General features: G+C 69.5%; 34 protein-coding genes. 5 read left to right on the forward strand and 29 right to left on the reverse strand.

Features of this window, described 5'->3' with window-relative positions; genetic code table 11:
• Positions 1–141: 141 nt before the first annotated feature.
• The 28 genes from rplO to ACGFIS_RS15980 all read right to left on the reverse strand — a co-directional run bounded on the left by rplO (position 142) and on the right by ACGFIS_RS15980 (position 18,234).
• Positions 142–621 carry a 50S ribosomal protein L15 gene (gene rplO / locus ACGFIS_RS15845; RefSeq protein ID WP_392905427.1) on the reverse strand — a complete coding sequence of 160 codons (480 nt, stop codon included), beginning with the start codon at positions 619–621 and terminating at the stop codon, positions 142–144.
• A gap of 1 nt (position 622) precedes the next feature.
• Positions 623–805, reverse strand: coding sequence for a 50S ribosomal protein L30 (gene rpmD, locus ACGFIS_RS15850; protein ID WP_021596720.1), 183 nt, complete (start codon positions 803–805; stop codon positions 623–625).
• Positions 802–1,422, reverse strand: coding sequence for a 30S ribosomal protein S5 (rpsE, locus tag ACGFIS_RS15855; RefSeq protein WP_373293705.1), 621 nt, complete (start codon positions 1,420–1,422; stop codon positions 802–804). The genes rpmD and rpsE overlap by 4 nt, the downstream gene beginning before the upstream one ends.
• Before the next feature lie 34 nt (positions 1,423–1,456).
• Entirely contained in the window at positions 1,457–1,843 is a 387-nt protein-coding gene (rplR, locus tag ACGFIS_RS15860; RefSeq protein ID WP_392905431.1) for a 50S ribosomal protein L18, read from the reverse strand.
• 2 nt (positions 1,844–1,845) lie between these two features.
• Positions 1,846–2,382 (reverse strand): 50S ribosomal protein L6, encoded by a 537-nt coding sequence (gene rplF / locus ACGFIS_RS15865; protein WP_392905433.1) that lies wholly within the window; start codon positions 2,380–2,382, stop codon positions 1,846–1,848.
• A gap of 16 nt (positions 2,383–2,398) precedes the next feature.
• On the reverse strand, positions 2,399–2,797 hold the full coding sequence (gene rpsH, locus ACGFIS_RS15870) for a 30S ribosomal protein S8 (RefSeq protein WP_358448868.1): 399 nt from the start codon (positions 2,795–2,797) through the stop codon (positions 2,399–2,401).
• A 145-nt stretch (positions 2,798–2,942) separates the two neighbouring features.
• A complete protein-coding gene (locus ACGFIS_RS15875; RefSeq protein ID WP_018657585.1) occupies positions 2,943–3,128 on the reverse strand; it encodes a type Z 30S ribosomal protein S14 in 186 nt (61 codons plus the stop codon).
• 4 nt (positions 3,129–3,132) lie between these two features.
• Complete coding sequence (gene rplE, locus ACGFIS_RS15880) at positions 3,133–3,723, reverse strand: 50S ribosomal protein L5 (RefSeq protein WP_392905438.1); 591 nt, start codon at positions 3,721–3,723, stop codon at positions 3,133–3,135.
• A gap of 5 nt (positions 3,724–3,728) precedes the next feature.
• Positions 3,729–4,037 carry a 50S ribosomal protein L24 gene (gene rplX, locus ACGFIS_RS15885; RefSeq protein ID WP_392905440.1) on the reverse strand — a complete coding sequence of 103 codons (309 nt, stop codon included), beginning with the start codon at positions 4,035–4,037 and terminating at the stop codon, positions 3,729–3,731.
• Entirely contained in the window at positions 4,037–4,405 is a 369-nt protein-coding gene (rplN, locus tag ACGFIS_RS15890; protein WP_358448874.1) for a 50S ribosomal protein L14, read from the reverse strand. Before rplN ends, rplX begins: the two co-directional genes overlap by 1 nt.
• A 77-nt stretch (positions 4,406–4,482) precedes the next feature.
• Entirely contained in the window at positions 4,483–4,755 is a 273-nt protein-coding gene (rpsQ, locus tag ACGFIS_RS15895; protein ID WP_392905444.1) for a 30S ribosomal protein S17, read from the reverse strand.
• Positions 4,752–4,991, reverse strand: a complete 240-nt coding sequence (gene rpmC / locus ACGFIS_RS15900; RefSeq protein WP_392905447.1) for a 50S ribosomal protein L29 — start codon at positions 4,989–4,991, stop codon at positions 4,752–4,754. Before rpmC ends, rpsQ begins: the two co-directional genes overlap by 4 nt.
• On the reverse strand, positions 4,991–5,410 hold the full coding sequence (rplP, locus tag ACGFIS_RS15905; protein WP_358448880.1) for a 50S ribosomal protein L16: 420 nt from the start codon (positions 5,408–5,410) through the stop codon (positions 4,991–4,993). The genes rpmC and rplP overlap by 1 nt, the downstream gene beginning before the upstream one ends.
• Before the next feature lie 7 nt (positions 5,411–5,417).
• Positions 5,418–6,284 (reverse strand): 30S ribosomal protein S3, encoded by an 867-nt coding sequence (rpsC, locus tag ACGFIS_RS15910; RefSeq protein ID WP_392905451.1) that lies wholly within the window; start codon positions 6,282–6,284, stop codon positions 5,418–5,420.
• Positions 6,284–6,664, reverse strand: a complete 381-nt coding sequence (rplV, locus tag ACGFIS_RS15915; RefSeq protein ID WP_358448884.1) for a 50S ribosomal protein L22 — start codon at positions 6,662–6,664, stop codon at positions 6,284–6,286. The genes rpsC and rplV overlap by 1 nt, the downstream gene beginning before the upstream one ends.
• A 31-nt stretch (positions 6,665–6,695) precedes the next feature.
• Positions 6,696–6,977 carry a 30S ribosomal protein S19 gene (gene rpsS / locus ACGFIS_RS15920; protein WP_358448886.1) on the reverse strand — a complete coding sequence of 94 codons (282 nt, stop codon included), beginning with the start codon at positions 6,975–6,977 and terminating at the stop codon, positions 6,696–6,698.
• A 12-nt stretch (positions 6,978–6,989) separates the two neighbouring features.
• A complete protein-coding gene (rplB, locus tag ACGFIS_RS15925) occupies positions 6,990–7,823 on the reverse strand; it encodes a 50S ribosomal protein L2 (protein WP_392905454.1) in 834 nt (277 codons plus the stop codon).
• A gap of 40 nt (positions 7,824–7,863) precedes the next feature.
• On the reverse strand, positions 7,864–8,163 hold the full coding sequence (gene rplW / locus ACGFIS_RS15930; protein WP_392905456.1) for a 50S ribosomal protein L23: 300 nt from the start codon (positions 8,161–8,163) through the stop codon (positions 7,864–7,866).
• Positions 8,164–8,174: 11 nt separating this feature from the next.
• A complete protein-coding gene (rplD, locus tag ACGFIS_RS15935) occupies positions 8,175–8,777 on the reverse strand; it encodes a 50S ribosomal protein L4 (RefSeq protein WP_392905459.1) in 603 nt (200 codons plus the stop codon).
• The gene (rplC, locus tag ACGFIS_RS15940; RefSeq protein WP_392905462.1) at positions 8,774–9,424 is read right to left on the reverse strand and encodes a 50S ribosomal protein L3; all 651 of its coding nucleotides are present in this window, start codon (positions 9,422–9,424) and stop codon (positions 8,774–8,776) included. Before rplC ends, rplD begins: the two co-directional genes overlap by 4 nt.
• A gap of 14 nt (positions 9,425–9,438) precedes the next feature.
• Entirely contained in the window at positions 9,439–9,747 is a 309-nt protein-coding gene (rpsJ, locus tag ACGFIS_RS15945; RefSeq protein WP_018657599.1) for a 30S ribosomal protein S10, read from the reverse strand.
• Positions 9,748–9,856: 109 nt separating this feature from the next.
• Positions 9,857–11,050 carry an elongation factor Tu gene (gene tuf / locus ACGFIS_RS15950; protein ID WP_392905465.1) on the reverse strand — a complete coding sequence of 398 codons (1,194 nt, stop codon included), beginning with the start codon at positions 11,048–11,050 and terminating at the stop codon, positions 9,857–9,859.
• Positions 11,051–11,132: 82 nt separating this feature from the next.
• On the reverse strand, positions 11,133–13,244 hold the full coding sequence (gene fusA / locus ACGFIS_RS15955; RefSeq protein ID WP_392905467.1) for an elongation factor G: 2,112 nt from the start codon (positions 13,242–13,244) through the stop codon (positions 11,133–11,135).
• A 42-nt stretch (positions 13,245–13,286) separates the two neighbouring features.
• Positions 13,287–13,757, reverse strand: a complete 471-nt coding sequence (gene rpsG, locus ACGFIS_RS15960) for a 30S ribosomal protein S7 (RefSeq protein ID WP_021597494.1) — start codon at positions 13,755–13,757, stop codon at positions 13,287–13,289.
• Positions 13,757–14,131: a 30S ribosomal protein S12 gene (gene rpsL / locus ACGFIS_RS15965; RefSeq protein WP_358448900.1), complete on the reverse strand. Its 375-nt coding sequence runs from the start codon at positions 14,129–14,131 to the stop codon at positions 13,757–13,759. Before rpsL ends, rpsG begins: the two co-directional genes overlap by 1 nt.
• Before the next feature lie 503 nt (positions 14,132–14,634).
• Complete coding sequence (locus ACGFIS_RS15970) at positions 14,635–16,257, reverse strand: hypothetical protein (RefSeq protein ID WP_392971385.1); 1,623 nt, start codon at positions 16,255–16,257, stop codon at positions 14,635–14,637.
• A gap of 241 nt (positions 16,258–16,498) precedes the next feature.
• Positions 16,499–16,921: an aldo/keto reductase gene (locus ACGFIS_RS15975; RefSeq protein ID WP_392905975.1), complete on the reverse strand. Its 423-nt coding sequence runs from the start codon at positions 16,919–16,921 to the stop codon at positions 16,499–16,501.
• Positions 16,918–18,234, reverse strand: a complete 1,317-nt coding sequence (locus ACGFIS_RS15980; RefSeq protein ID WP_392905472.1) for an ABC1 kinase family protein — start codon at positions 18,232–18,234, stop codon at positions 16,918–16,920. The genes ACGFIS_RS15975 and ACGFIS_RS15980 overlap by 4 nt, the downstream gene beginning before the upstream one ends.
• 132 nt (positions 18,235–18,366) lie before the next feature.
• Between ACGFIS_RS15980 and ACGFIS_RS15985 the strand changes: the two genes are divergently transcribed.
• From ACGFIS_RS15985 to ACGFIS_RS15995, 3 genes are all read left to right on the forward strand, one after another.
• On the forward strand, positions 18,367–19,530 hold the full coding sequence (locus ACGFIS_RS15985) for a sensor histidine kinase (RefSeq protein ID WP_392905475.1): 1,164 nt from the start codon (positions 18,367–18,369) through the stop codon (positions 19,528–19,530).
• A complete protein-coding gene (locus ACGFIS_RS15990; protein WP_392905478.1) occupies positions 19,527–20,180 on the forward strand; it encodes a response regulator transcription factor in 654 nt (217 codons plus the stop codon). The genes ACGFIS_RS15985 and ACGFIS_RS15990 overlap by 4 nt, the downstream gene beginning before the upstream one ends.
• Before the next feature lie 326 nt (positions 20,181–20,506).
• Positions 20,507–21,244: a DUF2382 domain-containing protein gene (locus tag ACGFIS_RS15995; protein WP_392971388.1), complete on the forward strand. Its 738-nt coding sequence runs from the start codon at positions 20,507–20,509 to the stop codon at positions 21,242–21,244.
• 173 nt (positions 21,245–21,417) lie between these two features.
• Here ACGFIS_RS15995 and ACGFIS_RS16000 read toward each other — a convergent pair whose 3' ends face one another.
• Positions 21,418–21,870: a VOC family protein gene (locus tag ACGFIS_RS16000; RefSeq protein ID WP_392971391.1), complete on the reverse strand. Its 453-nt coding sequence runs from the start codon at positions 21,868–21,870 to the stop codon at positions 21,418–21,420.
• Between the two features lie 21 nt (positions 21,871–21,891).
• On the opposite strand from ACGFIS_RS16000, the gene ACGFIS_RS16005 reads away from it, so the two are divergent.
• Positions 21,892–22,536 carry a CGNR zinc finger domain-containing protein gene (locus ACGFIS_RS16005; RefSeq protein WP_392971394.1) on the forward strand — a complete coding sequence of 215 codons (645 nt, stop codon included), beginning with the start codon at positions 21,892–21,894 and terminating at the stop codon, positions 22,534–22,536.
• 119 nt (positions 22,537–22,655) lie between these two features.
• Positions 22,656–24,056, forward strand: a complete 1,401-nt coding sequence (locus tag ACGFIS_RS16010; RefSeq protein WP_392971397.1) for a pyridoxal phosphate-dependent decarboxylase family protein — start codon at positions 22,656–22,658, stop codon at positions 24,054–24,056.
• Positions 24,057–24,075: the final 19 nt, after the last annotated feature.

The raw sequence follows: 24,075 nt of genomic DNA on the forward strand, positions 1-24,075 counted from the left end.
CCGGAGTGCGGAATCTCACTCGGATCGCCTTCGCCCGTGTGACTCTAACAGCAGACGGGACCGGGGCCGTCCCGCCCGCCGCCGGGACCTCACGGCCCCCGGCGCACGGCGAACACGGCCCCGGTATCAAGGTGTCTCTTCCTACAGCTCGTCGGCGGTTCCACCGGCGGCGGCGATCTTCTCCTTGGCGGATCCGGAGAAGGCGTGCGCCTTCACCTGAACCGCGACGGAGATGTCGCCGGTGCCGAGGACCTTCACCGGACGGCCGCGGCGCACAGCGCCCCTGGCCGCCAGGTCCTCCGCCGTGACCTCGCCGCCCTCGGGGTAGAGCGCGGCGAGCTTGTCCAGGTTCACGACCTGGAACTCGACCCGATTCGGGTTCTTGAAGCCCTTCAGCTTCGGCACCCGGCGGATCAGCGGCATCTGGCCGCCCTCGAAACCGACGGGGACGGTGCTGCGGGCCTTGGTGCCCTTGGTGCCGCGGCCCGCGGTCTTGCCCTTGGACGCCTCGCCGCGACCCTTGCGGATCTTGGTCTTCTTGGCGCCGGGGGCCGGACGCAGGTCGTGCACCTTGAGCGGGGTTCCCTCGGAAACGTCCTTCTTACCGAGATCAGCCGCCATGTCAGTCGACCTCCTCGACGGTGACCAGGTGGGCCACCGTCCGGATCATGCCGAGCACCTCGGGGCGGTCCTCGCGGACCACGCTCTGCCCGATCTTCTTCAGGCCGAGGGTGCGCAGCGTGTCACGCTGGTTCTGCTTCTCGCTGATCACCGACTTGGTCTGCGTGATCTTCAGGTTGCTCATGAGCTCGCGACCTCCGGCCTCGGCTCACTGCCCGCGGCACGCGCCCGCAGCATCGCCGCGGGGGCGACGTCCTCGATCGGCAGGCCGCGCTTGGCCGCGATCTCCTCGGGACGCTTGAGCGCCTTCAGACCGGCGATCGTCGCGTGCACGATGTTGATCGCGTTGTCGCTGCCCAGCGACTTGCTGAGCACGTCCTGGATGCCGGCGGCCTCCAGGACGGCGCGCACCGGGCCACCCGCGATCACACCGGTACCGGGGCTCGCCGGACGCAGCAGGACCTCGCCCGCCGCGTCCCGCGCCTGCACCAGGTGCGGGATGGTGCCCTGGATCCGCGGCACCTTGAAGAAGTGCTTCTTGGCCTCCTCGACGCCCTTGGCGATCGCCGCGGGCACCTCCTTGGCCTTGCCGTAGCCGACGCCGACGGTGCCGTTGCCGTCACCGACGATCACCAGGGCGGTGAAGCTGAAGCGACGACCGCCCTTGACGACCTTGGCGACACGGTTGATCGCCACGACCTTCTCGATGTACGACTGGCCCTTGTCGGCGCCACCGCGGCGGTCGTCGCGGCGGTCGCGACGGTCGCCACCCTGACCGCCACCACGCCTCTGCGCTGCCATCAGTGGTTCCTCTCGTTTGCCGTGTCCACGGTCATCAGACCTTCAGGCCTCCCTCGCGCGCACCTTCCGCGACGGCGGCGATGCGACCGTGGTACTTGTTGCCGCCGCGGTCGAACACGACCGCGGAGACGCCGGCCTCCTGGGCCCGCCGTGCGATCAGCTCGCCGACCTTGCGGGACTTGGCCGTCTTGTCGCCGGAGTCGGCGCGCAGGTCCGCCTCCATCGTCGACGCGCTGGCCAGCGTGTGGCCCTTGTCGTCGTCGATGACCTGGACGAACACGTGCCGGCTGGAACGGGTCACGACCAGGCGAGGCCGCACGGCGCTGCCGAGGACCTTCTTGCGGACCCGCAGGTGCCGGCGCTTCCGTGAAAGCACACGACCGCTCGTGGCCTTGCCGGCCAGGGTCTTGGTGCCTGCCATGACTACTTACCAGCCTTTCCGACCTTGCGGCGGATTTGCTCACCCTCGTAGCGCACGCCCTTGCCCTTGTACGGGTCGGGCTTGCGCAGCTTGCGGATATTGGCGGCGACCTCGCCGACCTTCTGCTTGTCGATGCCCTCGACGATCAGCTGGGTCGGCCGCTCCACCGTGAAGCTGATGCCCTCGGGCGGCTCGACGGTGATCGGGTGGCTGTATCCGAGCGAGAACTCCAGGTTCTTGCCCTTGGCCACCACACGGTAACCGACACCCTGGATGACCAGGGTCTTCTTGTAGCCGTCGGTCACACCGACGACCATGTTGTTGATCAGCGTCCGGGTGAGCCCGTGCAGACCGCGCACCTTGTTGATGTCGTTCGGCCGGGTCACCGACAGTGTGCCGCCGTCCAGCTGAACCTCGATGGGCTCGACCACGGTGTGCGACAGCGTGCCCTTCGGCCCCTTGACGGTGACCTCGCGGCCGTCGACGGTGACCTCGACGCCACTGGGCACAGTGATGGGGTTTCGTCCGATTCGAGACATTTCTAGAACCCTCCCCTCACCAGACGTAGGCGAGGACTTCGCCGCCCACGCCGCGCTTGCCCGCCTGCCGGTCGGTCATCAGGCCGGAGGACGTCGAGATGATCGCGACGCCCAGCCCGCCGAGGACCCGGGGCAGGTTGTCCTTCTTCGCGTACACGCGCAGACCCGGCTTCGAGACGCGCTTGATCCCGGCGATCGAACGCTCCCGGGTCGGGCCGAATTTCAGCTCGATCAGGAGCTTCTTGCCGACCTCGGCGTCCTCCACGGTCCAGCCCGAGATGTAGCCCTCCTGCTGGAGGATCTCGGCGATGTGCGCCTTGATCTTCGAGTACGGCATGGCCACGCTGTCGTGGTACGCCGAATTCGCGTTCCGCAGACGCGTCAGCATGTCTGCGATCGGGTCGGTCATCGTCATGGCCTGCTGGCCCTCCTCGCCGCGGTTTCCTCGGGCTGATGTGGCCCGTGGACCTTCGGCGCGGTCATGGGCACCCTCGCGGGTGCCCGGTCGGTCATTACTGGCCGGCGTCCGCCCCCGGGGATCATCGCCCCGGGGGTCGCGGTCACCAGCTGGACTTCGTGATGCCAGGCAGCTCGCCGCGGTGGGCCATCTCCCGGAAGCACACGCGGCACAGGCCGAACTTCCGGTAGACGGAGCGCGGACGCCCGCAGCGCGAGCACCGAGTGTAGGCGCGCACGCCGAACTTCGGCTTCCGCGCCGCCTTGGCGATCAGCGACTTCTTCGCCATGTGCTCAGCTCTCCTTGAAGGGGAAGCCCAGGAGCTTGAGCAGCGCCCGGCCCTCGTCGTCGTTCTTCGCGGTCGTCACGACCGTGATGTCCATGCCCCGCTGCCGGTCGACCTTGTCCGGGTCGACCTCGTGGAACATGACCTGCTCGGTCAGCCCGAAGGTGTAGTTGCCGTTGCCGTCGAACTGCTTCGGCGACAGGCCGCGGAAGTCACGGATACGGGGCAGCGCGGTCGCGAGCAGCCGGTCCAGGAACTCCCACATCCGGTCGCCGCGCAGCGTGGCGTGCGCGCCGATCGGCATGCCCTCGCGCAGCTTGAACTGGGCGATGGACTTCTTGGCCCGGTTCACGGCCGGCTTCTGGCCGGTGATCAGCGACAGGTCGCGGATCGCGCCCTCGATCAGCTTGGCGTCCTTGGCCGCGTCGCCGACGCCCATGTTGACCACGATCTTGGTCAGCGTGGGGATCTGCATGACGTTGGCGTAGCCGAACTGCTCGCGCATCTGCCCCGCGATCTCCTCGCGGTAGCGGAGCTTCAGCCGCGGCTTGGGGACGGGGCGGGCGTCGGTCTGCGTCTCGGTGACGGTGTCGGTCATCGGTCTCAGATCTCCTTACCGCTACGGCGCGAGATCCGGACCTTCGTGCCGTCCTCGTTGATGCGGTAACCGACCCGGACCGGCTTGCCGTCCTCGACGATCGCGACGTTGCTGACGTGCAGCGGCGCCTCCATCGTGATGCGACCGCTTTCCCTGCCGGCACGCTGCTGGTCGGCCTTGACGTTCTTGGTCATGAGGTTGACGCCCTCGACGACCACGCGCTCGGCGCGCGGAAGGACGCGCAGGACCTTGCCCGTCGCACCCTTGTCCTTGCCGGCGAGGACGATCACCTCGTCGCCCTTACGAATCTTCATCAGAGCACCTCCGGCGCGAGCGAGATGATGCGCATGAACTTCTTCTCGCGCAGTTCGCGGCCCACCGGGCCGAAGATACGGGTGCCGCGGGGGTCGCCACCGTCCTTGATCAGAACGGCGGCGTTCTCGTCGAAGCGGATGTAGGAGCCGTCCGGGCGCCGGCGCTCCTTGCGGGTGCGCACGACGACGGCCTTGACGACGTCACCCTTCTTCACGCCGGCGGCGGGAAGGGCGTCCTTCACCGTCGCGACGATGACATCGCCGACTCCCGCGTAGCGCCGACCCGAGCCGCCGAGAACCCGGATGCAGAGGATCTCCTTCGCACCCGTGTTGTCGGCGACCTTGAGTCGCGACTCCTGCTGGATCACGTCAACTCCTGTTCGTCACACCGGTTCTGATCGCCGCGCCCGGCGGGCGCCGGCGATCAGCCTGGTGGAACCAGTAATTACTTGGCCTTCTCGAGGACCTCGACCACACGCCACCGCTTGGTGGCCGACAGCGGCCGGGTCTCCATGAGACGGACGCGGTCGCCGACACCACACTCGTTGGCCTCGTCGTGCGCCTTGTAGTTCTTCGTACGGCGGATCACCTTGTGGTACCTGCGGTGGGTCACGCGGTCCTCGACGGACACGACCACGGTCTTGTCCATCTTGTCGCTGACCACGAGGCCCTCAAGGACCTTGCGGGCGACCCGCTTGTCGGTCTGCTGGTCGGTCATTCGTCGTCCTCCACGGCGTCATCGACCGTGACGATGCCGAGCTCGCGCTCCCGCATCACGGTGTAGATGCGGGCGATCTCGCGCTTCACGGTGCGCAGCCGCCCGTGGCTCTCAAGCTGGCCGGTCGCGGCCTGGAAGCGGAGGTTGAACAGCTCCTCCTTGGCTTCCTTGAGCTTGGTGACCAGGACGTCCTCGGGCTCGGTCCGCAGGTCGTCGGCGGCAAGTCCCTTGGCCATCAGCCCTCACCCACTTCCCGCTTAACGATCTTGCACTTCATTGGAAGCTTGTGGATCGCACGCGTGAGGGCCGCGCGAGCGACCTCCTCGTTCGGGTAGGAGAGCTCGAACAGCACCCGACCCGGCTTCACGTTGGCGACCCACCACTCGACCGAGCCCTTACCGGAACCCATGCGGGTCTCGGCGGGCTTCTTGGTCAGCGGACGGTCCGGGAAGATGTTGATCCAGACCTTGCCGCCGCGCTTGATGTGCCGCGTCATCGCGATACGAGCGGCCTCGATCTGCCGGTTGGTCACGTACGCGCTCTCGACGGCCTGGATGCCGTACTCGCCGAACGTCACCCTGGTCCCGCCCTTGGCCATGCCCCTGCGCTTCGGGTGGTGCTGCTTGCGGTGCTTGACCTTGCGAGGGATCAGCATGGGTTACTCAGCTCCCCTCACCCTGCGGAGCAGCTTCGGCCGTCTGCGCCGGCTGCTCGGAACTCTGCTGCTTCTTCGGTGCGCCACCGCGCTCGCCGCCGCCGGCGCGCTCGCCACCGGCGCCGCCGCGGCCGCCACGGCCACCGCGGCCACCGCCGCCACCGCCGCGGCGGTCACCGCGACGCTCACGGCCACCGCCGCCGCCGGCCGCACGCTGCTGCGCGGCCTGCTGCTCGCGCTCGGCGCGGGTCGACGCGGCCTCGCCCTTGTAGATCCACACCTTGACGCCGATGCGGCCGAACGTCGTCCGGGCCTCGTAGAAGCCGTAGTCGATGTCGGCGCGCAGCGTGTGCAGCGGGACCTGGCCCTCGCGGTAGAACTCCGACCGCGACATCTCGGCGCCGCCGAGACGGCCGCCGCACTGCACCTTGATGCCCTTGGCGCCCGACTTCATCGCCGACTGGATCGCCTTGCGCATGGCGCGGCGGAACGCGACCCGGCTGGACAGCTGCTCGGCCACGCCCTGCGCGACGAGCTGCGCGTCGATCTCGGGGTTCTTCACCTCGAGGATGTTCAGCCGGACCTGCTTGCCGGTCAGCTTCTCCAGGTCGCCGCGGAGGCGCTCGGCCTCCGCGCCGCGGCGGCCGATGACGATGCCCGGCCGGGCGGTGTGGATGTTGACCTCTACACGGTCACGGGTCCGCTCGATCTCCACCTTGGAGATGCCCGCCCGGTCCATGCCCTTCTGCAGCATGCGCCGGATCTGGACGTCTTCCTTGACGTAGTCCTTGTAGAGCTTGTCGGCGAACCACACGGACTTGTGGTCGGTGGTGATGCCGAGCCGGAACCCGTGCGGGTTGATCTTCTGACCCACTACCGGGCCCTCCTCGTCTTCTTACCGCCGGCACCGGCCGAAGCCTCGTCCCGCGACTCCACGACCACTGTGATGTGGCTCGTGCGCTTGTTGATGCGGTAAGCCCGGCCCTGGGCGCGGGGGCGGAAACGCTTGAGCGTCGGCCCCTCGTCGACCCACGCACGGCTCACGACCAGCGTGTCCGAGTCGAGCTTGAAGTTGTGTTCGGCGTTGGCGATGGCACTCGCCAGCACCTTGCCCACAGGCTCACTCGCAGCCTGGGGGGCGAACCGCAGCACCGCCTGAGCCTCCGCGGCAGGCAGGCCGCGGATGAGGTCCACCACGCGGCGGGCCTTCCTGGGCGTGACGCGGATGAACCGCGCCTGGGCCCTGGCTTCCATCGCTGTTCCTCTCCGTACGATTACTGCCTGCTCAGCCTCGGCGGCTGCGGCGGTCTTCCTTGACATGGCTGCGGAACGTCCGCGTCGGCGCGAACTCGCCGAGCTTGTGCCCCACCATGGCGTCGGTGATGAACACCGGGACGTGCTTGCGGCCGTCGTGCACGGCGATCGTGTGACCGATCATGTCCGGCACGATCATGGAGCGCCGCGACCACGTCTTGATGACGTTCTTGGTGCCCTTTTCGTTCTGCGTGTCCACCTTCTTCATCAGGTGGTCGTCCACGAACGGGCCCTTCTTAAGGCTACGTGGCATGACGAGCGACTCCTACCGCTTCTTCTTGCTGCGACGACGGACGATCAGCCGGTCGCTCGACTTGTTCGCCTGGCGAGTGCGGCCTTCCTTCTTGCCGGCCGGGTTCACCGGGTGCCGGCCACCGGAGGTCTTGCCCTCACCACCACCGTGCGGGTGGTCGATCGGGTTCATGGCCACACCGCGGACGGTGGGGCGCTTGCCCTTCCAGCGCATGCGGCCGGCCTTGCCCCAGCTGATGTTCGACTGCTCGGCGTTGCCGACCTCGCCGACCGTCGCGCGGCACCGCACGTCCACCATCCGCATCTCACCGGACGGCATGCGCAGCGTGGCGTACTTGCCCTCCTTGGCCAGCAGCTGGACGCCGGCGCCCGCACTGCGGGCGATCTTGGCGCCGCCGCCGGGCCGCAGCTCGATGGCGTGGATGACGGTACCCGTCGGGATGTTGCGCAGCGGCAGGCAGTTGCCCGGCTTGATGTCGGCGCCCGGCCCGTTCTCGACCCGGTCGCCCTGCTTCAGGCCGCGCGGGGCGAGGATGTAGCGCTTCTCGCCGTCCACGTAGTGCAGCAGCGCGATCCGCGCGGTGCGGTTCGGGTCGTACTCGATGTGCGCGACCTTCGCCGGGACGCCGTCCTTGTCGTGCCGGCGGAAGTCGATCACGCGGTAGGCGCGCTTGTGCCCGCCGCCCTGGTGCCTGGTCGTGATGCGGCCGTGGTTGTTGCGGCCGCCCTTCTTGGGGAGCGGACGCAGCAGCGACTTCTCGGGCTCACTGCGTGTGACCTCGACGAAGTCGGCCACGCTGGAGCCGCGACGACCCGGAGTCGTCGGCTTGTAGTTACGGATGCCCATCTTATTCGTTCATCCCTTGTCTGCTTCGGGCCCCGGCCTTCTAGGCCGGGCCTCCGAAGATGTCGATCCGCTCGCCCTCGGCCAGGCTGACGATGGCGCGCTTGGTGTCCTTGCGCTTGCCGTAGCCGAACCGTGTGCGCTTGCGCTTGCCCTGCCGGTTGAGCGTGTTCACGTTCGTCACCTTGACGCCGAACACCGACTCGACGGCCTGCTTGATCTGCGTCTTGTTGGCGTCCGGGCGGACGATGAAGGTGTACTTGTTCTCGTCCAGCAGCCCGTAGCTCTTCTCCGAGACGACCGGCGCGATGATGATGTCGCGGGGGTCGGCGATCTTGTTCATGGCGACCCTCCTTACTTCTTCGCCGCGCGCGAGATGAACGCGTCGTAGGCCGTCTTCGTGAAGACCACGTCGTCGTTCACCAGCACGTCGTAGGTGTTGAGCTGGTCGGAGACGAGCACATGCACACTCGGCTCGTTGCGCAGGCTCTTCCAGGTCAGGTCGTCCTCGCGGTCCAGGACCAGGAGGACGCGCTTGGCCTGGGTGACCTCGCGCAGCGCCTTCAGCGCCGTCTTCGTCTTCGGGGTGTCGCCCTCGATGAGGCCGTCCACCACGTGCACCCGGCCGAACCGCGCGCGGTCCGACAGGGCGCCGCGCAGCGCGGCCGCCTTCATCTTCTTGGGCGTCTTCTGCGAGTAGTCCCGCGGCTGCGGGCCGTGCACGACGCCGCCGCCGGCGAACTGGGGAGCGCGGATCGAGCCCTGCCGGGCCCGGCCGGTGCCCTTCTGCCGGTACGGCTTCTTGCCGCCGCCGCGGACGTCGCCGCGGGTCTTGGTCGAGTGCGTGCCCTGCCGCGCCGCGGCCAGCTGCGCCACCACGACCTGGTGGATCAGCGGCACGCTGGTCTTCGCGTCGAAGACCTCGGCGGGCAGGTCGATGTCGAGCTTCGTCGTCACTTGCCCGCTCCCTTCACTGCGTCGCGGACCAGCACCACGCCGCCGTTGGGACCGGGAACCGCGCCCTTGATGAGCAGCAGGTTCTTCTCCGCGTCGATGGCGTGGACGGTCAGGTTCTGCACGGTGGTACGGGCGTTGCCGTGCCGTCCCGCCATGCGAAGGCCCTTGAAGACGCGACCGGGGGTCGCGCAGCCGCCGATCGAACCCGGTGAGCGGTGCTTGCGCTGGGTGCCGTGCGAGGCGCTGAGGCCCTTGAAGCCGTGGCGCTTCATGACACCGGCGGTGCCCTTGCCCTTGCTCGTACCGGTGACGTCGATCTTCTGGCCGGCCTCGAAGACGCTGGCGGTGATCTCCTGGCCGAGTTCGTACTCGGTGGTGTCGTCCGCCCGCAGTTCGACGAGATAGCGGCGCGGCGTGACGCCGGCCTTCTCGAAGTGACCCGTGCGCGGCTTGTTCACCTTGCGCGGGTCGATCTGCCCGAAGCCGAGCTGGACGGCGGTGTAGCCGTCCTTCTCCTGGCTGCGGAGCTGGGTGACGACACACGGCCCGGCCTGGACGACGGTCACCGGAACGATCCGGCCCTCATCGTCGAAGACCTGGGTCATGCCGAGCTTCTCGCCCAGGACGCCCTTCCTCTGCTTACTCATTGTCGGTGCGTCCCTCAGAGCTTGATCTCGATGTCAACGCCGGCCGGAAGGTCGAGCCGCATCAGCGAGTCGACCGTCTTGGGCGTCGGGTCGATGATGTCGATCAACCGCTTGTGCGTGCGCATCTCGAAGTGCTCGCGGCTGTCCTTGTACTTGTGCGGCGAGCGGATGACGCAGTACACGTTCTTCTCGGTCGGCAGCGGCACCGGGCCCGCGACCTTGGCGCCCGTCCGCGTCACCGTCTCAACGATCTTCTTCGCCGAGGTGTCGATGACCTCGTGGTCGTAGGCCTTGAGCCGGATGCGGATCTTCTGTCCCGCCATGGTGGCCTCGGTGTCCTTTGCTGTAGTGCCGCTGTTTACTTCGGTGGTCGTGATGCGGCGGCCCGGCTTCGGTCTCCCAGCGGCCGGGCCGCCGCACACGAGAGTGGTGTTACTTGATGACCTTGGTGACGCGACCCGAGCCGACCGTCCGGCCACCCTCGCGGATGGCGAACTTCAGGCCCTCCTCCATGGCGACGGGCTGGATCAGCTCGACGCGCATCTCGGTGTTGTCGCTCGGCATGACCATCTCGGTGCCCTCGGGCAGGTTCACCACGCCGGTCACGTCCGTGGTGCGGAAGTAGAACTGCGGGCGGTAGTTGTTGAAGAACGGCGTGTGGCGGCCGCCCTCGTCCTTGGACAGGATGTAGACCTGCGCCTCGAACTCGGTGTGCGGGGTCGTGGTGCCCGGCTTGATGACGCACTGGCCGCGCTCGACGTCCTCGCGCTTGATGCCGCGCAGGAGCAGGCCGACGTTGTCGCCCGCCTGGCCCTGGTCGAGCAGCTTGCGGAACATCTCGACGCCGGTGACCGTGGTGGTCGTCGACTTCTCCTTGATGCCGATGATGTCGACGGTCTCGTTGACGTTGACGACACCGCGCTCGACGCGGCCGGTGACGACCGTGCCGCGGCCGGTGATCGAGAAGACGTCCTCGATCGGCATCAGGAACGGCTTGTCGATGTCGCGGACCGGCTCCGGCACGTTCTCGTCGACGGCGGTCATCAGCTCGACGATCTTCTCGCCCCACGCCTCGTCGCCCTGCAGGGCCTGGAAGGCGGACACGCGGATGACGGGCAGGTCGTCGCCCGGGAACTCGTACTCGGTGAGCAGCTCGCGGACCTCGAGCTCGACGAGCTCCAGGATCTCCTCGTCGTCCACCATGTCGCACTTGTTCAGCGCGACGACGATGTAGGGCACGCCGACCTGGCGGGCCAGGAGCACGTGCTCCTTGGTCTGCGGCATCGGGCCGTCGGTCGCGGCCACCACCAGGATGGCGCCGTCCATCTGCGCCGCACCGGTGATCATGTTCTTGATGTAGTCCGCGTGACCCGGGCAGTCCACGTGCGCGTAGTGCCGGGCCTCGGTCTGGTACTCGACGTGCGCGATCGAGATGGTGATGCCGCGCTCGCGCTCCTCCGGCGCCTTGTCGATGTCCTCGAACGGCGTGAAGGGGTTGAGGTCCGGGTACTTGTCGTGGAGCACCTTGGTGATCGCCGCGGTAAGGGTGGTCTTACCGTGGTCGATGTGTCCAATGGTGCCGATGTTCACGTGCGGCTTCGTCCGCTCGAACTTGGCCTTCGCCACTGGTTGCTCCTTGTTGCGATCCTCGGCCGTTTAGACGACCGCTTCGATGTACGTCTTGGTGATCTGTGGGCAGGCCCGGTGGTTATTCGCCCCGCGCCTTGGCGATGATCTCCTGCGCGACGTTCGTGGGAACCTCGGCGTAGGAGTCGAACTGCATGACGAAAACAGCCCGGCCCTGGGTCTTGCTTCGCAGATCACCCACGTAGCCGAACATCTCGGACAGGGGCACAAGCGCCTTGATGACGCGCATGCCGTGCCGCTCGTCCATGGACTGGACCTGACCGCGGCGGCTGTTGAGGTCGCCGATCACGTCGCCCATGTTCTCCTCGGGCGTGGTGACCTCGACCGCCATCATCGGCTCCAGCAGCGTGGGGGACGCCTTGCGGGCGGCCTCCTTGAACGCCATGGAACCGGCGACCTTGAACGCCATTTCCGACGAGTCGACCTCGTGGTAGGCGCCATCCTGCAAAGTGACCTTGACGCCCACCATCGGGTAGCCGGCGAGGACACCGAACTCGGCGGCCTCCTGGCAGCCCGCGTCGACCGAAGGGATGTACTCCCGCGGGATGCGGCCACCGGTGACCTTGTTGACGAACTCGTAGCCGTCGGACCCGCCGCCCAGCGGCTCCAGGTCGATGATCACGCGGCCGAACTGGCCGGAGCCACCCGTCTGCTTCTTGTGGGTGTACTCGACCTTCTCGACCCGCTTGCTGATCGTCTCGCGGTAGGCGACCTGCGGCTTGCCGACGTTGGCGTCGACCTTGAACTCGCGCTTCATCCGGTCGACGAGGATCTCCAGGTGGAGCTCGCCCATGCCGGAGATCACGGTCTGGCCCGTGTCATCGTCGGTGCGGACCGTGAAGGACGGGTCCTCCTCGGCCAGCCGCTGGATCGCGGTGCTCAGCTTCTGCTGGTCGGCCTTCGTCTTCGGCTCGATCGCGACGTGAATGACCGGTGCCGGGAAGTTCATCGACTCCAGCACGATCGGGTTCTTGTCGTCGCACAGCGTCTCGCCGGTGGTGGTCTGCTTGAGCCCCATCACCGCGACGATGTCACCGGCGCCGGCGCGCTCGATCTCGGTGCGCTTGTTGGCGTGCATCCGGTAGATCTTGCCGATGCGCTCCTTGCGCTCCTTGACGGAGTTCATCACGTTCGACCCGGACTCCATGACGCCCGAGTAGACGCGCACGAAGGTGAGCTTGCCCAGGTGCGGGTCGCTCATGATCTTGAACGCCAGCGCGGAGAACGGCTCCTCCTCGCTCGGCTTCCGGGTGAGCACCTTCTCCTCGTCGCGGACGGCGTGGCCCTCGATGGCCTCGACGTCCATCGGGGAGGGCAGGTACCGGACGATCGCGTCCAGCAGCGGCTGCACGCCCTTGTTCTTGAAGGCCGTGCCGCACATCACCGGGGTGAGCTTCGCGGCGATCGTCGCGCGGCGGATGCCGGCGTAGAGCTGCTCGACCGTGGGCTCCTCGCCCTCCAGGTACAGCTCCATGATCTCGTCGTCGTTCTCGGCGAGGGTCTCGACCAGCTTGTCGTGCCACTCGCGCGCCGTCTCGGCGTGCGTCTCGGGGATGTCGAGGGTGTCGTACATCTCGCCGAGCTTGGCCTCTTCGTTCCAGACCAGGGCCTTCATCGTCACGAGGTCGACGACGCCCTTGAAGTCGGCCTCGGCGCCGATCGGCAGCTGCAGCGGGAGCGGCGTCGCGTTCAGCCGGTTCTCGATCATGTCGACGCAGCGGTGGAACTCCGCGCCGACGCGGTCGAGCTTGTTGACGAAGCACATGCGGGGCACGCCGTACCGGTCGGCCTGGCGCCACACCGTCTCGGACTGGGGCTCCACGCCGGCGACTCCGTCGAACACCGCGACCGCGCCATCGAGCACCCGCAGGTTGCGCTCCACCTCAACGGTGAAGTCGACGTGCCCCGGAGTGTCGATGATGTTGATCGTGTGATCGTCGTCGTCCACGGGCCAGTGGCAGGTGGTGGCGGCGGAGGTGATGGTGATCCCCCGCTCCTGTTCCTGCTCCATCCAGTCCATGGTGGCCGCGCCGTCGTGGACCTCGCCGATCTTGTAGCTGATGCCCGTGTAGTACAGGATCCGCTCGGTCGTCGTGGTCTTGCCCGCATCGATATGGGCCATGATCCCGATGTTGCGGACCTTGGCCAGGTCTACACCGGTTTTGGTAGCCACTGTCGTCCTCGCGTCGTCTCGTCGTTGCGATTCCCGCCGGGGTTACCAGCGGTAGTGGGCGAAGGCCTTGTTGGACTCCGCCATCTTGTGCGTGTCCTCGCGCTTCTTCACAGACGCACCGAGGCCGTTGCTGGCGTCGAGCAGCTCGTTCATCAGCCGCTCGGTCATGGTCTTCTCGCGGCGCTGCCGGGCGTACACCACCAGCCACCGGAGGGCGAGCGTGGTGCTGCGGGCCGGCCGCACCTCGACCGGGACCTGGTAGGTCGCGCCACCCACGCGGCGGCTGCGGACCTCCAGGGTCGGCTTGACGTTGTCGAGCGCGCGCTTCAGCGTGACGACCGGGTCGTTGCCGGTCTTCTCGCGGGCGCCCTCCAGAGCGTCGTACACGATGCTCTGCGCGATCGAACGCTTGCCGTCCAGGAGAATCTTGTTGATGAGCGCGGTGACCAGCGGCGAGTTGTACACCGGGTCAGCGATCAGCTGGCGCTTGCCAGCGGGGCCCTTGCGCGGCATCAGCTCTTCTCCTTCTTCGCGCCGTACTTGCTGCGCGCCTGCTTGCGGTTGCGGACGCCCTGCGTGTCGAGCGAACCGCGGATGATCTTGTAGCGAACACCCGGGAGGTCCTTCACACGACCGCCGCGCACGAGCACGATCGAGTGCTCCTGCAGGTTGTGCCCGACACCCGGGATGTAGGCCGTGACCTCGATCCCACTGGTCAGCCGGACACGGGCGACCTTCCGAAGCGCGGAGTTCGGCTTCTTGGGCGTCGTCGTGTAGACGCGCGTGCAGACGCCCCGCCGCTGGGGGCTGTCCTTCAGCGCGGGCGTCTTGTTCTTGGTCACCTTGTCCGTCCGGCCCTTTCGGACCAGCTGCTGGATCGTGGGCACCGCGTCTCCGTCTTCCTCGTACCAAGCCGGTAAGTCTTAATGCTGCAATCCCAGCCTCAGGCGAGGCTGTGACCTGCCGGTTTCCCGACCTCTCCGACCCACGCGGTCGGGCGTGTCGCCACCTCACGGAAATACAGCCGCGCGAAACCGACACAGACCGCCCGGCCCATACAGGGCCGAATCAAGCCGGGGAGTAGATGCGGCGCTGGGGCTGGCCTCTCAGACCTCGCCGACGCACACGCATAGCGACCCGCGCACAGCGGGCACAAGTGAGAAGGTTACCGACCGCCGCGCCAAAGTGCAAAGTGAACAGGGCACTACCGTGCGCCCGCCCTCGGGCGCAAGCCCGCGAGCCTTGGAAAGCCTTCTTCCCGGGACGTTGAACGACGGAATGCCGACGGATGTTCCCCCCTCCGAAGGAGGGAGGACCCGTCGGCATTCTGTCCCACATCCCACAGTTGGGGAAGATGTGGACCAGCTTTTACGCCGTGCCGGACCGGTCGCTACAGAACGAAAGTGACGACCACGACGACGATGATGACCACGGCGGCAACGACGCCGCCGATGAGCAGGAGCATGTTCTTGCTGCCCTTGCTGCCTTTGCCCCCTTCGGCCCCGTAACCGGGCTGCTGCCCGTACTGTCCCGGCTGACCGTACTGCCCCGGCTGGCCCGGCTGCCCCTGCTGGCCGTAGGGCTGCTGGCCGAACTGCTGTCCCTGCCCCTGGGCCTGCTGCTCGCCCGGCTGGCCGAACTGCTGGCCGTAACCCTGCTGCTGAGCCTGCTGCCCGAAGTCCTGCTGCTGTCCATAGGGTTGCTGGCCGTAACCCTGCTGCTGCTCGGCGGGCTGGCCACCGAACTGCTCGGGCTGCCCGTACCCCTGCTGCTGCCCGAACTGCTGGCCGCCCTGCTGCTGGGCCTGGCCCCACTGCTGCTGGCCGATGTCCATCCGGGTGTGCTCGGCCATGCCCTGCGATTCGACGCGGCCCTGCAGGTCGGCGCGGCCCTGGGACGGGTCGAACGCCTCGGTCGGACGCGCGTCCTCCACGCCGCTCTCACCGGGCGGGCGGTACAGGTCCTCCACCGGGTTGCCGGTCGGCTGCGAACCGGCGCCGTACCCCGACTCGGGCGGCGGCACCATCATCGTCCGCTCGCTGTCGACCTGGCCGTGCTGACCCGGCTGCGCGGGCTGTGCCGGCTGGACGCCGGGCTGGGACGACTCCGGCGACCACGGCTCGGGCGTGGACGGCGGTGTCGGGGCCTGCCACGGCTCCGCCGCCGGAGGCTCCTGCTTGCGTTCTGGGCCGGTGGCGACCGGGATGTCGGTACCGGGCGACCAGTGCAGCGTCGCCTGGTCGTCCACCACGGGCCGCTGCGGCTCTTCCGGCGCGGCGGCGGCCGGGCCGGGGACGATCAGCGTGCGGTCCTCCTGCAGCTGCTCGGGCTGCGCCGGTGCCTGCTCGCCGGGCGCACCGGCCTCGGGCGGCGGGAAGCCGCCGCCCTGGCCGCCGAACGGGGGCTGCCCGTACTGCGGCTGCTGCTCCTGGGGCGCGCTGTGCATCGGCTGCTGCGGGTATCCCGGCTGCTGCCCGTACTGCGGCGCCTCGGGCGGCTGGCCGTACGGGGCCTGCTCAGGCTGCCGGCCATAGGGAGCCTGCTCAGGCGCCTGGCCGTACGGAGCCTGCTCGGACGGCTGGCCGTAACCGGGCTGCGGCTGGCCATAGGGCTGCTGCTCCCCCGGCGGGACGTACTGCTCCTGCGGCGGCGGGAACCCGCCCGGACCGGGAGGCGCGCCGTAGGGCGGGGCCGGCGGCTGCCCGTACGGGGCCTGCTGTTCCTGCGGACCGCCGAACGGCTGCTGCGGCGGCGCCGGGGGCTGCTCGCCGTACTGCTGAATCGGCTGCTCGACCATCGTGGGGGGCGGCGGAGGCGGCGCCGGCCGCTCTTCTTCGCGGGGCTCCTGCGGCTGCGGCGCGGGGGCATTGCCGCCCAGCTGCGGAGCCCCGAACACCACGGTGCGGTCTCCCAGCGGCCGGGCGGGCGGCTCCTGGCTCTCGGACGGCCCGGGTCGGCCCTCGTCGTCCGGCAACGGCCGCTGCGGACCCTGCGTGCCGTCATTCTCGGTCATCGTCGGGCTCCTTCAGCGCCGTCGTCCCGGGGCTCCCCAGCTCCCGGAAGTTCAGAAGCGCGCGGCGCATAACGCGGCCTCCGACCCTTGTCACCCATGTCCCCACGTAGCCGTCTCGTCATGCGTGGGCGTTCTCGTCCCCAGCCTGCCCCGATCGCCGGTGGTATCGCAAATCATCACTCTTCATAGACGCCGGGCACCCCCGGAACGTTCAGGTCCGGGGCCGCCGGCTTCTGGTCCGTCAGGAATGCCCGGCGACCGGGTGCGGGCGGTACGGCGCCTCCAGTCGCGCGACTTCCCGCTCGTCCAGTTTCAGTGCCTCCGACGCGACGGCGTCCTCCACATGAGTGAGTTTCGTCGCGCCGACGATCGGTGCCGTCACCCCGGGCCGGCCGAGCAGCCACGCGAGCGCCACCTGCGCCGGCGGGACGCCCCGCTCCTTCGCGACATCGCGGACGGCATCGACGACGTCGAAACCGGCCTCCGTCTTCCAGGTCGCGGTCGGGGCGGGGATCGTGGCGGGCAGCGGCAGCCGGGCCGCCTGATCGCACGCCGCTGAGCGGGCGGCGGCAGGGGCCCGTCCGGATGGGACGAGCCCCTGGGCGTCATCCTCCCCCGGCCATGCGGCGACACAACCACCCCAAAGGTCAAGGAAACCCGCTATATGCCCAGGTCATGGCGCCGGTGCCGGGGTCGGTCCGCGAGCCAGTGCAGGGCCTCGCGCTGGAACGGGACCTCCGCGCCGAGCTGGCAGAGAACGCCGATGCCCACGCCGAGGGCGCGTTGGGCATGGACGTAGCCCGGTGGGAAGGCCAGGCCGAGGCCGACCGGCATCGAGGCCGTCATCCCTTCGAGGGTGTCGCGGAGGAAGGCGCCGTCGAAGCGGAAGGTCTCGGTCCGGACGGCCGCTCCCGTCCGTTCGAAGAGCGCCCTGAGCCGGGCGCCGTCCGCCCGCACCCCGGGCCGCAGGAAGCCCAGGTCGCGGAGGACGTCGACAAGTTCCTCCGGGTCTTCGGCGAGGTGGACGCGCATCCATTTGTGGAGCGGGCTCGGGGTGCCGGGCTCGTGGCGGTACACCGCGCCGAAGTCCAGGACGCCGAGGCGGCCGTCGTCGAACAGCCGGAAGTTTCCGGGATGCGGGTCACCGTGCATCATCCCGGTCCTGGGGATGCCGGAGAACATGAGCCTGGTCAGGAGGAGCCCGGCGCGGTCCCGCCGCTCCTGGTTCCCGGTGGCGATGATCTGCGCCAGCGGGGTGCCCCCGATCCATTCCGAGACGAGGACCCGGCCGTCCTGAAGGAGCACCTCGGGGACGGCGAAGTCGGGATCGTCGAGGTAACCCGCTCTGAACGCCTCCTGCGCCGCGGCCTCCCGTGCGTAGTCGAGTTCCGCGGCCAGGCCGTCCATCAGTTCGGCGGCCAGCGCGCGGCCGTCCAGTTCGGGGGCGATGAAGGAGGTGAACCAGCGCATCGCGAACACGGTCAGGTCGCGGTCGTCCAGCAACTGCTCCCTGGCGTCGGGGTGCTGCACCTTGACCGCCACGGGACGGCCGTCCGACCAGACGGCGCGGTGGACCTGGCCCAGTGAGGCGACCGCGGCGGGCTCCGGGTCGATGGCGGCGAAGAGGTCCGGCCAGCCGGGGCCGAGGTCGTCCGCCAGCACCTGCCGTACCCGGGCGGCGTGCTCGGGCCGGGCCGCCTCCTGCAGCCGGGCCAGCCGCTCCCGGTAGACCGCGGAGATCGCCGGCGGCAGCGCCGTCTCGTACACCGACAGGACCTGGCCGAACTTCATCAGCCCGCCCTTGAGCCCGCCCAGGACGTCGAAGAGCTGGTCGGCGGTGCGCTCGTGCAGTTCCAGCGACGCCTCGTCGGTCAGCCGGCCGAGCGCCTTGAGCCCGCCGGCGACGGCCGTCCGCCGGCCGATTCCCAGCGGGAGCGCCGACAGCCTCGCCATCCGGGACAACGCCTGAATTCGCATGGCGCCAGCATCCGCGGCGCCCCGGCCCGGCCGCTTCGCCCCGCGGTCCCCGGCTCGCCCCGACCGTGGGGGGAGCGGCAGTGCGACCACGGTCCGATGACCGCGCCGCCCGGGGAAATCTAGGATCTGCGCATGCGCTGGACCACCCCGCCCTGGCCGTTGCTGAGGCTGCTCGCCTGGGTGGGAACGTGCTGGGCGCTGCTCGCGGTGCTGCTGGCCCCGTCCCCGCCCGTCCGGACCGTCCTGGTCACCGGGTACGCCGCGCTGTGGGCGTGGCAGTCGATACGGCCGTGGAAGCCGCCCGTCAGGGCGGTGCCGGTGCTGGCGCCGCTGCTCCTCCTGATCATCGCGCTGGCACCCCCGGCGGGCCGGGGCGGCGGGTTCCGGCCGTTCCCGTTCGCCGAGGGCACCTACTCCGACGGCGCGCTGGCGATCGCCGGCGCGCCCATCTGGATCCATCTCGTCGTGCTCGCCCGGGGACGCGACCTGGCCTGGTCGGTGCCGCTGACGCTCGCGCTCGCCCCCGTCCGGCAGCTGCTGGCCGGCGGGCTGCCGCTCTGGCCGGCGTGGCTCATGTGGGGGGCCGGTTTCCTGGTGCTCGGCTCGGCGTTCCGCGTCCACGGAAAGCTGTACGAGGCGCGGCTGCGGCTCGCCCGGGAGGCCGTGGCCGAGGAGCGCCGGAAGATCGCACGCGAGGTCCACGACCTGGTCGGGCACGGGCTGGGCGTGGTGATGCTGAACATCACCGCGGCGAGGCTCGCCACCGCCCGGGGCGACACCGGGGCGGCGGGCGAGGCGCTGGCGGAGGCCGAGCGGGCCGGGCGGCAGAGCGTCCGCGACGTCCACCGCGGCCTGGTCCTGCTGCGCGACCCGTCCGCCGCCGGACCGTCCGTCACCCTCGCCCCGCCCACCGCGGAGGACACCGGCGCCCTGGTCGCCGAGTTGCGGGACGGAGGGTTCGCGGTCACGCTCAGCACCCGGGGCGACCTGGGCACCGTCGACCCGGCGGTCGGGCTTACCATCTTCCGGGTGGTCCAGGAGGCCCTGTCCAACACCGCCAGGCACGCGCCCGGCGCGGCGGCCGAGGTCACCGTGGCGGTCGGGGACGGCACCGCCGAGGTGACCGTGACCGATCCCGGACCGGCCGGCCCGCGCGGCCGGTCCGCGGCGGGCGGGCTCGGACTCGTCGGGATGCGCGAACGCGTCACCGCGCTCGGGGGCGACCTGCGCGCCGGACCCGACGGTCCCGGCTGGACGGTCCACGCGACCATCCCCCTCACCGGGACGGCCTCGTGATCAGGCTGCTGCTCGTCGACGACCAGCAACTCGTCCGCGCCGGGCTGGCGCGCATCTTCGACGGCGAACCGGACGTGGAGATCGTCGGCGAGTGCGCGGACGGCGACGAAGTGACCGGGGCGGCGGCCCGCTGCGCCCCGGACGTGGTGCTGATGGACGTCCGGATGAAACGGCTGGACGGCGCCGCGGCGACCAGGCTGCTGCGGTCCCGCCCCGGCGCACCGCCCGTGCTCGTCCTCACCATGTTCGACGACCCCGAGGTCGTCGCCGCCGCGCTCGCGGCCGGCGCCGCCGGTTTCGTGCTGAAGGACGCGCCCGGCGAGGAGATCATCCAGGCGGCCCGCGCCGTCGCCGCCGGGAAGGGCTGGCTCGACCCCGCCATCACCCCGCAGGTCCTGCGCGCCTACCGGACCGGGCTCCGTCCCCGCCCGGCGTCGTCCGGCGATCTCTCGCTGCGGGAACGCCAGGTGCTGTCGCTCATCGGCACGGGCGCCACCAACCCCGAGATCGCGGCCCGGCTCCACATAGCGGAGGGCACGGTCAAGACCCACGTCGGCAGCATCTTCACCAAGCTCGGCCTCCGCGACCGCGCCGCCGCGGTCATCTACGCCCTCCGGCACGGCCTCGCCGGCGACGAGCCCGACGCGTAGCCGCCGGGCGTCCCGGCCATGGCGGTGGCGGTGCGGTGCCGGGGATCGCGGCGGCGCGGTCGTGGGGCCGAACTCCGCGGCGAGGACGTCCAGGCGGGAACCGTCGCCCGCGCCGGGTGCGCCGGTCCGACCACGCGCCCCGAGGCCGGCGAGCCGACCGCGCAACACCGACAAAGCGCTGCATTGTTCCCGACAGGCCAGAAAATGTGTGCAAATCAGCCTTTAATGGAATTTACCCTGGAAGAGGCATCCTTTCGCTTTTCAGTGGTAGGGCTTCAAGAGTCAAAGAAAGGATGCACATGCTTACCAAGGAACAAATTCCTCAGGTGTTGGACCACCCGCTCTACGACGAGGGCGGCAGCAAGGTCGGCGACGTCAAGCACGTCTTCCTCGACGACCGGACCGGGCGTCCCGAGTGGCTGGGCATCCAGATCGGACTGCTGGGCAACAAGGAGACCTTCGTCCCGACCAGCGGAGCCGAGTGGGTTTCCGACCATGTCGAGGCGGGGTACGAGAAGGAATTCATCAAGCAGGCACCCCACGTGGACGTCGAGGCCGGGCACATATCGGCGGACGAGGAGGAGCGGCTGTACCGCTACTACGGCATTGAGCCGGGCGGAACGCGCGCCCCCGCACAGCCCGGGGAGGCGGCGCCGGAGCGGGCACGCGAGCCCGACGACGCGATGACCCGCTCTGAGGAGCAGCTCCACGTCCACAAGGAGACCCGGGAGAGCGGCCGGGCCAGACTGCGCAAGTACGTGGTCACCGAAGAGCAGCAGATGACCGTTCCGGTCAGCCACGAAGAGGTCCGGGTCGAGCGCGAGCCGATCACCGATGAGAACCGGGACGCGGCGATGCGCGGATCGGAGATCACCGAGGCCGAGCACGAGGTCACCCTGCACGAGGAGCGGCCGGTGGTGTCCAAGGAGACCACCCCGGTGGAGCGCGTGCGGGCCAGTAAGGAGACCGTCACCGAAGAGGAGACCGTCGGCGGCGAGATCCGCAAGGAGCGCATCGAGATGGAAGAGGAGGACGCAAGACGGCGAGGCCGCCGCGAGCGGTGACCCGTCTCCCGCCCCGGGCCGACCGGCGGCCTGGGGCGTCCCCACGCCCTGCCCCCGCCACTCCGCGCTACCGCATCAGGCCGGAGCCATCCCGCGGCGAGTACTGGCACACCAAGACCGTCATGGGCGACGTCTACGCGGTCGGCAAGAGCGCGGCGAATCACTAGCCCGGCCTACGCGGCGCAGAACTCGTTGCCTTCGGGGTCCTGCATGACCCACCAGTGCCCGGCGGGTCCCCGGTCGAACTCGCGGACGCGGGTCGCTCCCAGCCCTTCCAGCCGGGCGACCAGCTCGTCGAGGCCGCCGGGCTCGCTGTGGACGTCGATGTGCAGGCGGTTCTTGCCGGACTTGCCCTCGGGCACGTCCTGGAAGAGCAGCCGCCGTCCGCGGCCGACGCCGCTGACCTCGTCGAACGGGTCCTCGGGGTGGCGGATCGCGGCATGGCCGCGGAAGGTCTTGCGTCCGCGATGTTCGTGTACCGCCTCCTCGCCGATGCGGCCGGCGGCCAGCACCTGCTCGACGAGCGCGCTGGGATCCTCCACCTCGTAGCCCAGGGCCGCTGCCCAGAAGTCCGCGAGCGCGGATGCGTCCGTACTGTCGATGACCAGCTTCCAACCCAATGCCATGTAACCAGTTATATTAGTTACATGGCCTCCTCTGCAACCACGGGACTGACGCTGCGCTCCCGTACCGGCGCCACCTACCGGTTCGACCCCGGCGCGCTGTGCCTGGAGCTGCTGACCACCGGCGGCCCCGGCCCCTACCGCAGGTACGAGGTCCTGTTCGAGCCCGCCGACCTGGCCGCCTGGGCAGAGCGGTCACGGCTGACCCCGACACCCGCACTGCAGGTCTCGAAAGCCGAGGTGACCAACGCGCGGAACCTGCGCGACGCGCTGTTCCAGGTGGTCATCGCCCACCTGCACAGCGACCCGTACCCGCCCGACGACCTGGGGACCCTCAACAAGGCCGCCGCCCGTCCGGCGCTGGCACCCGGCATCACGCCGGACGGGGAGCGGCAGTGGGCCGGAACCCCCAAGGGCACACACCTGCTGGCCACCGTCGCGCGGGACGCCATCGACCTGCTGACCGGCCCGTTCGCCCACCGCATCCGCACCTGCGCCGGCGACAACTGCCAGCTCGTCTACGTCGACACCTCACGCCCCGGCCGCCGCCGCTGGTGCTCGATGGAGCACTGCGGCAACCTCCACAAGGTGAGAGCCTCACGCGCCCGCCAGTCCGAGCCGGACCATGGATCGAGCAAGGCCTGCCCCTCATCCGATGACGGGAGTTGATCATGGCGACCGCCGAACGGACGGGACGAAAGTCCCTGTTCCCCGGGGGGACGTCGGCTCAGGATCGTTGGTAGGCGTGCCCGCGAGGAGGTCGCCGCGCAGGTCTGGAAGGCGGACACATGACGGACTACCCCTACGCCGGCCGGTTCCGGAGCTACGAGAGGCTGCCCGAGGAGGGGCGGCCCCGGGCGGAGATCCTCGCCGAAGTCCGCGAGATGGCGGCTCAGGAGGACGCCTTCTGGGAGACGGGCAAGGCGTCCGGGACGGTGTACTGCGGGGACCACGAGCACTACGACTTCATGACGGAGACGTACGGCCTGTTCGGTCACGCCAATGTGCTCCAGCGCGACATGTTCCCCAGTGCGACGAAGTTCGAGGGCGAGATCCTCGCCATGACCCTCGACCTCATGCACGGCGGCGCGGTCACCGAGACCGACCCGGGCGGCCTGGTGACGACCGGCGGCACCGGGAGCATCCTGCACGCGATGCTGGCCTACCGGGACGCGGCCGCCCGGCACCGCGGCATCGCCCGGCCCAACATCGTCAAACCGGAGACCGCGCACCCCGCGTTCGACAAGGCCGGCCACCTGTTCGGCATCGAAGTGCGGGAGGCGCCGGCCGACCCCCGCACGACCCTGGTGGACGTCACCGCGGCGGCCGGGCTCATCGACGCGAACACGGTCGCGGTGATCGGCTCGGCGGGCAACTACGGGTACGGCACGATCGATCCCATCGCGGACCTGTCGGAGCTGGCGCTCATCCGCGGCGTCGGCCTGCACGTCGACGCCTGCCTGGGCGGGTTCGTCCTCCCCTTCGGTGAGGAGCTCGGCCTGGACATCCCGCCGTTCGACTTCCGGCTGCCGGGCGTGACCAGCATCTCCGCCGACACCCACAAGTACGGGTACGGCCTCAAGGGCACGTCCACGCTGCTGTTCCGCGACAGCGCGCTGCGCAACGAGCTGTACTTCTTCCACACCGGGTGGAGCGGCGGCAAGTACCTGTCGCCGGGCATCGAGGGCTCCCGGTCGGGCGGGCTGCTGGCCGCCACCTGGGCCGGGATGGTGCGGCTCGGACGCGCAGGCTACCGGCGGTACGCCGAGCAGATCTTCGGCACCGCGCGCCAGATGCTGGAGGCCGTCCGGTCGCACCCCGAGCTGCGCGTCATGGGAGAGCCGACGTTCCTGTTCAGTTTCACGTCGGACGTGTTCGACATCTACCACGTGTACGACTTCATGTCCGGACGCGGCTGGCGGTTCAACGGCCAGCAGTATCCCGATGCGATCCACATGGCCGTCACCAGACCGCAGACCCGGCCCGGCGTCGCGGACGCCTTCGCGGCCGACCTCGCCGACGCCGTACGGTATGCCGCCGAACGGCACGAGGCGGGCGAGTCTCCCCTCTCGGGCGCGGTGTACGGGGGTGTGCCGGGCGGGCTCACCGAGGAGGCGGACGACTTCATCCGGCAGATCATGACCGGCATCCTCGACACCCAGCAGTCGCTGCCTCCGGCCGCGCGCTGACCGGGCGGAGGAACCGACC

This window comes from Spirillospora sp. NPDC048824 (assembly GCF_043198455.1).
GTDB lineage: Bacteria > Actinomycetota > Actinomycetes > Streptosporangiales > Streptosporangiaceae > Spirillospora.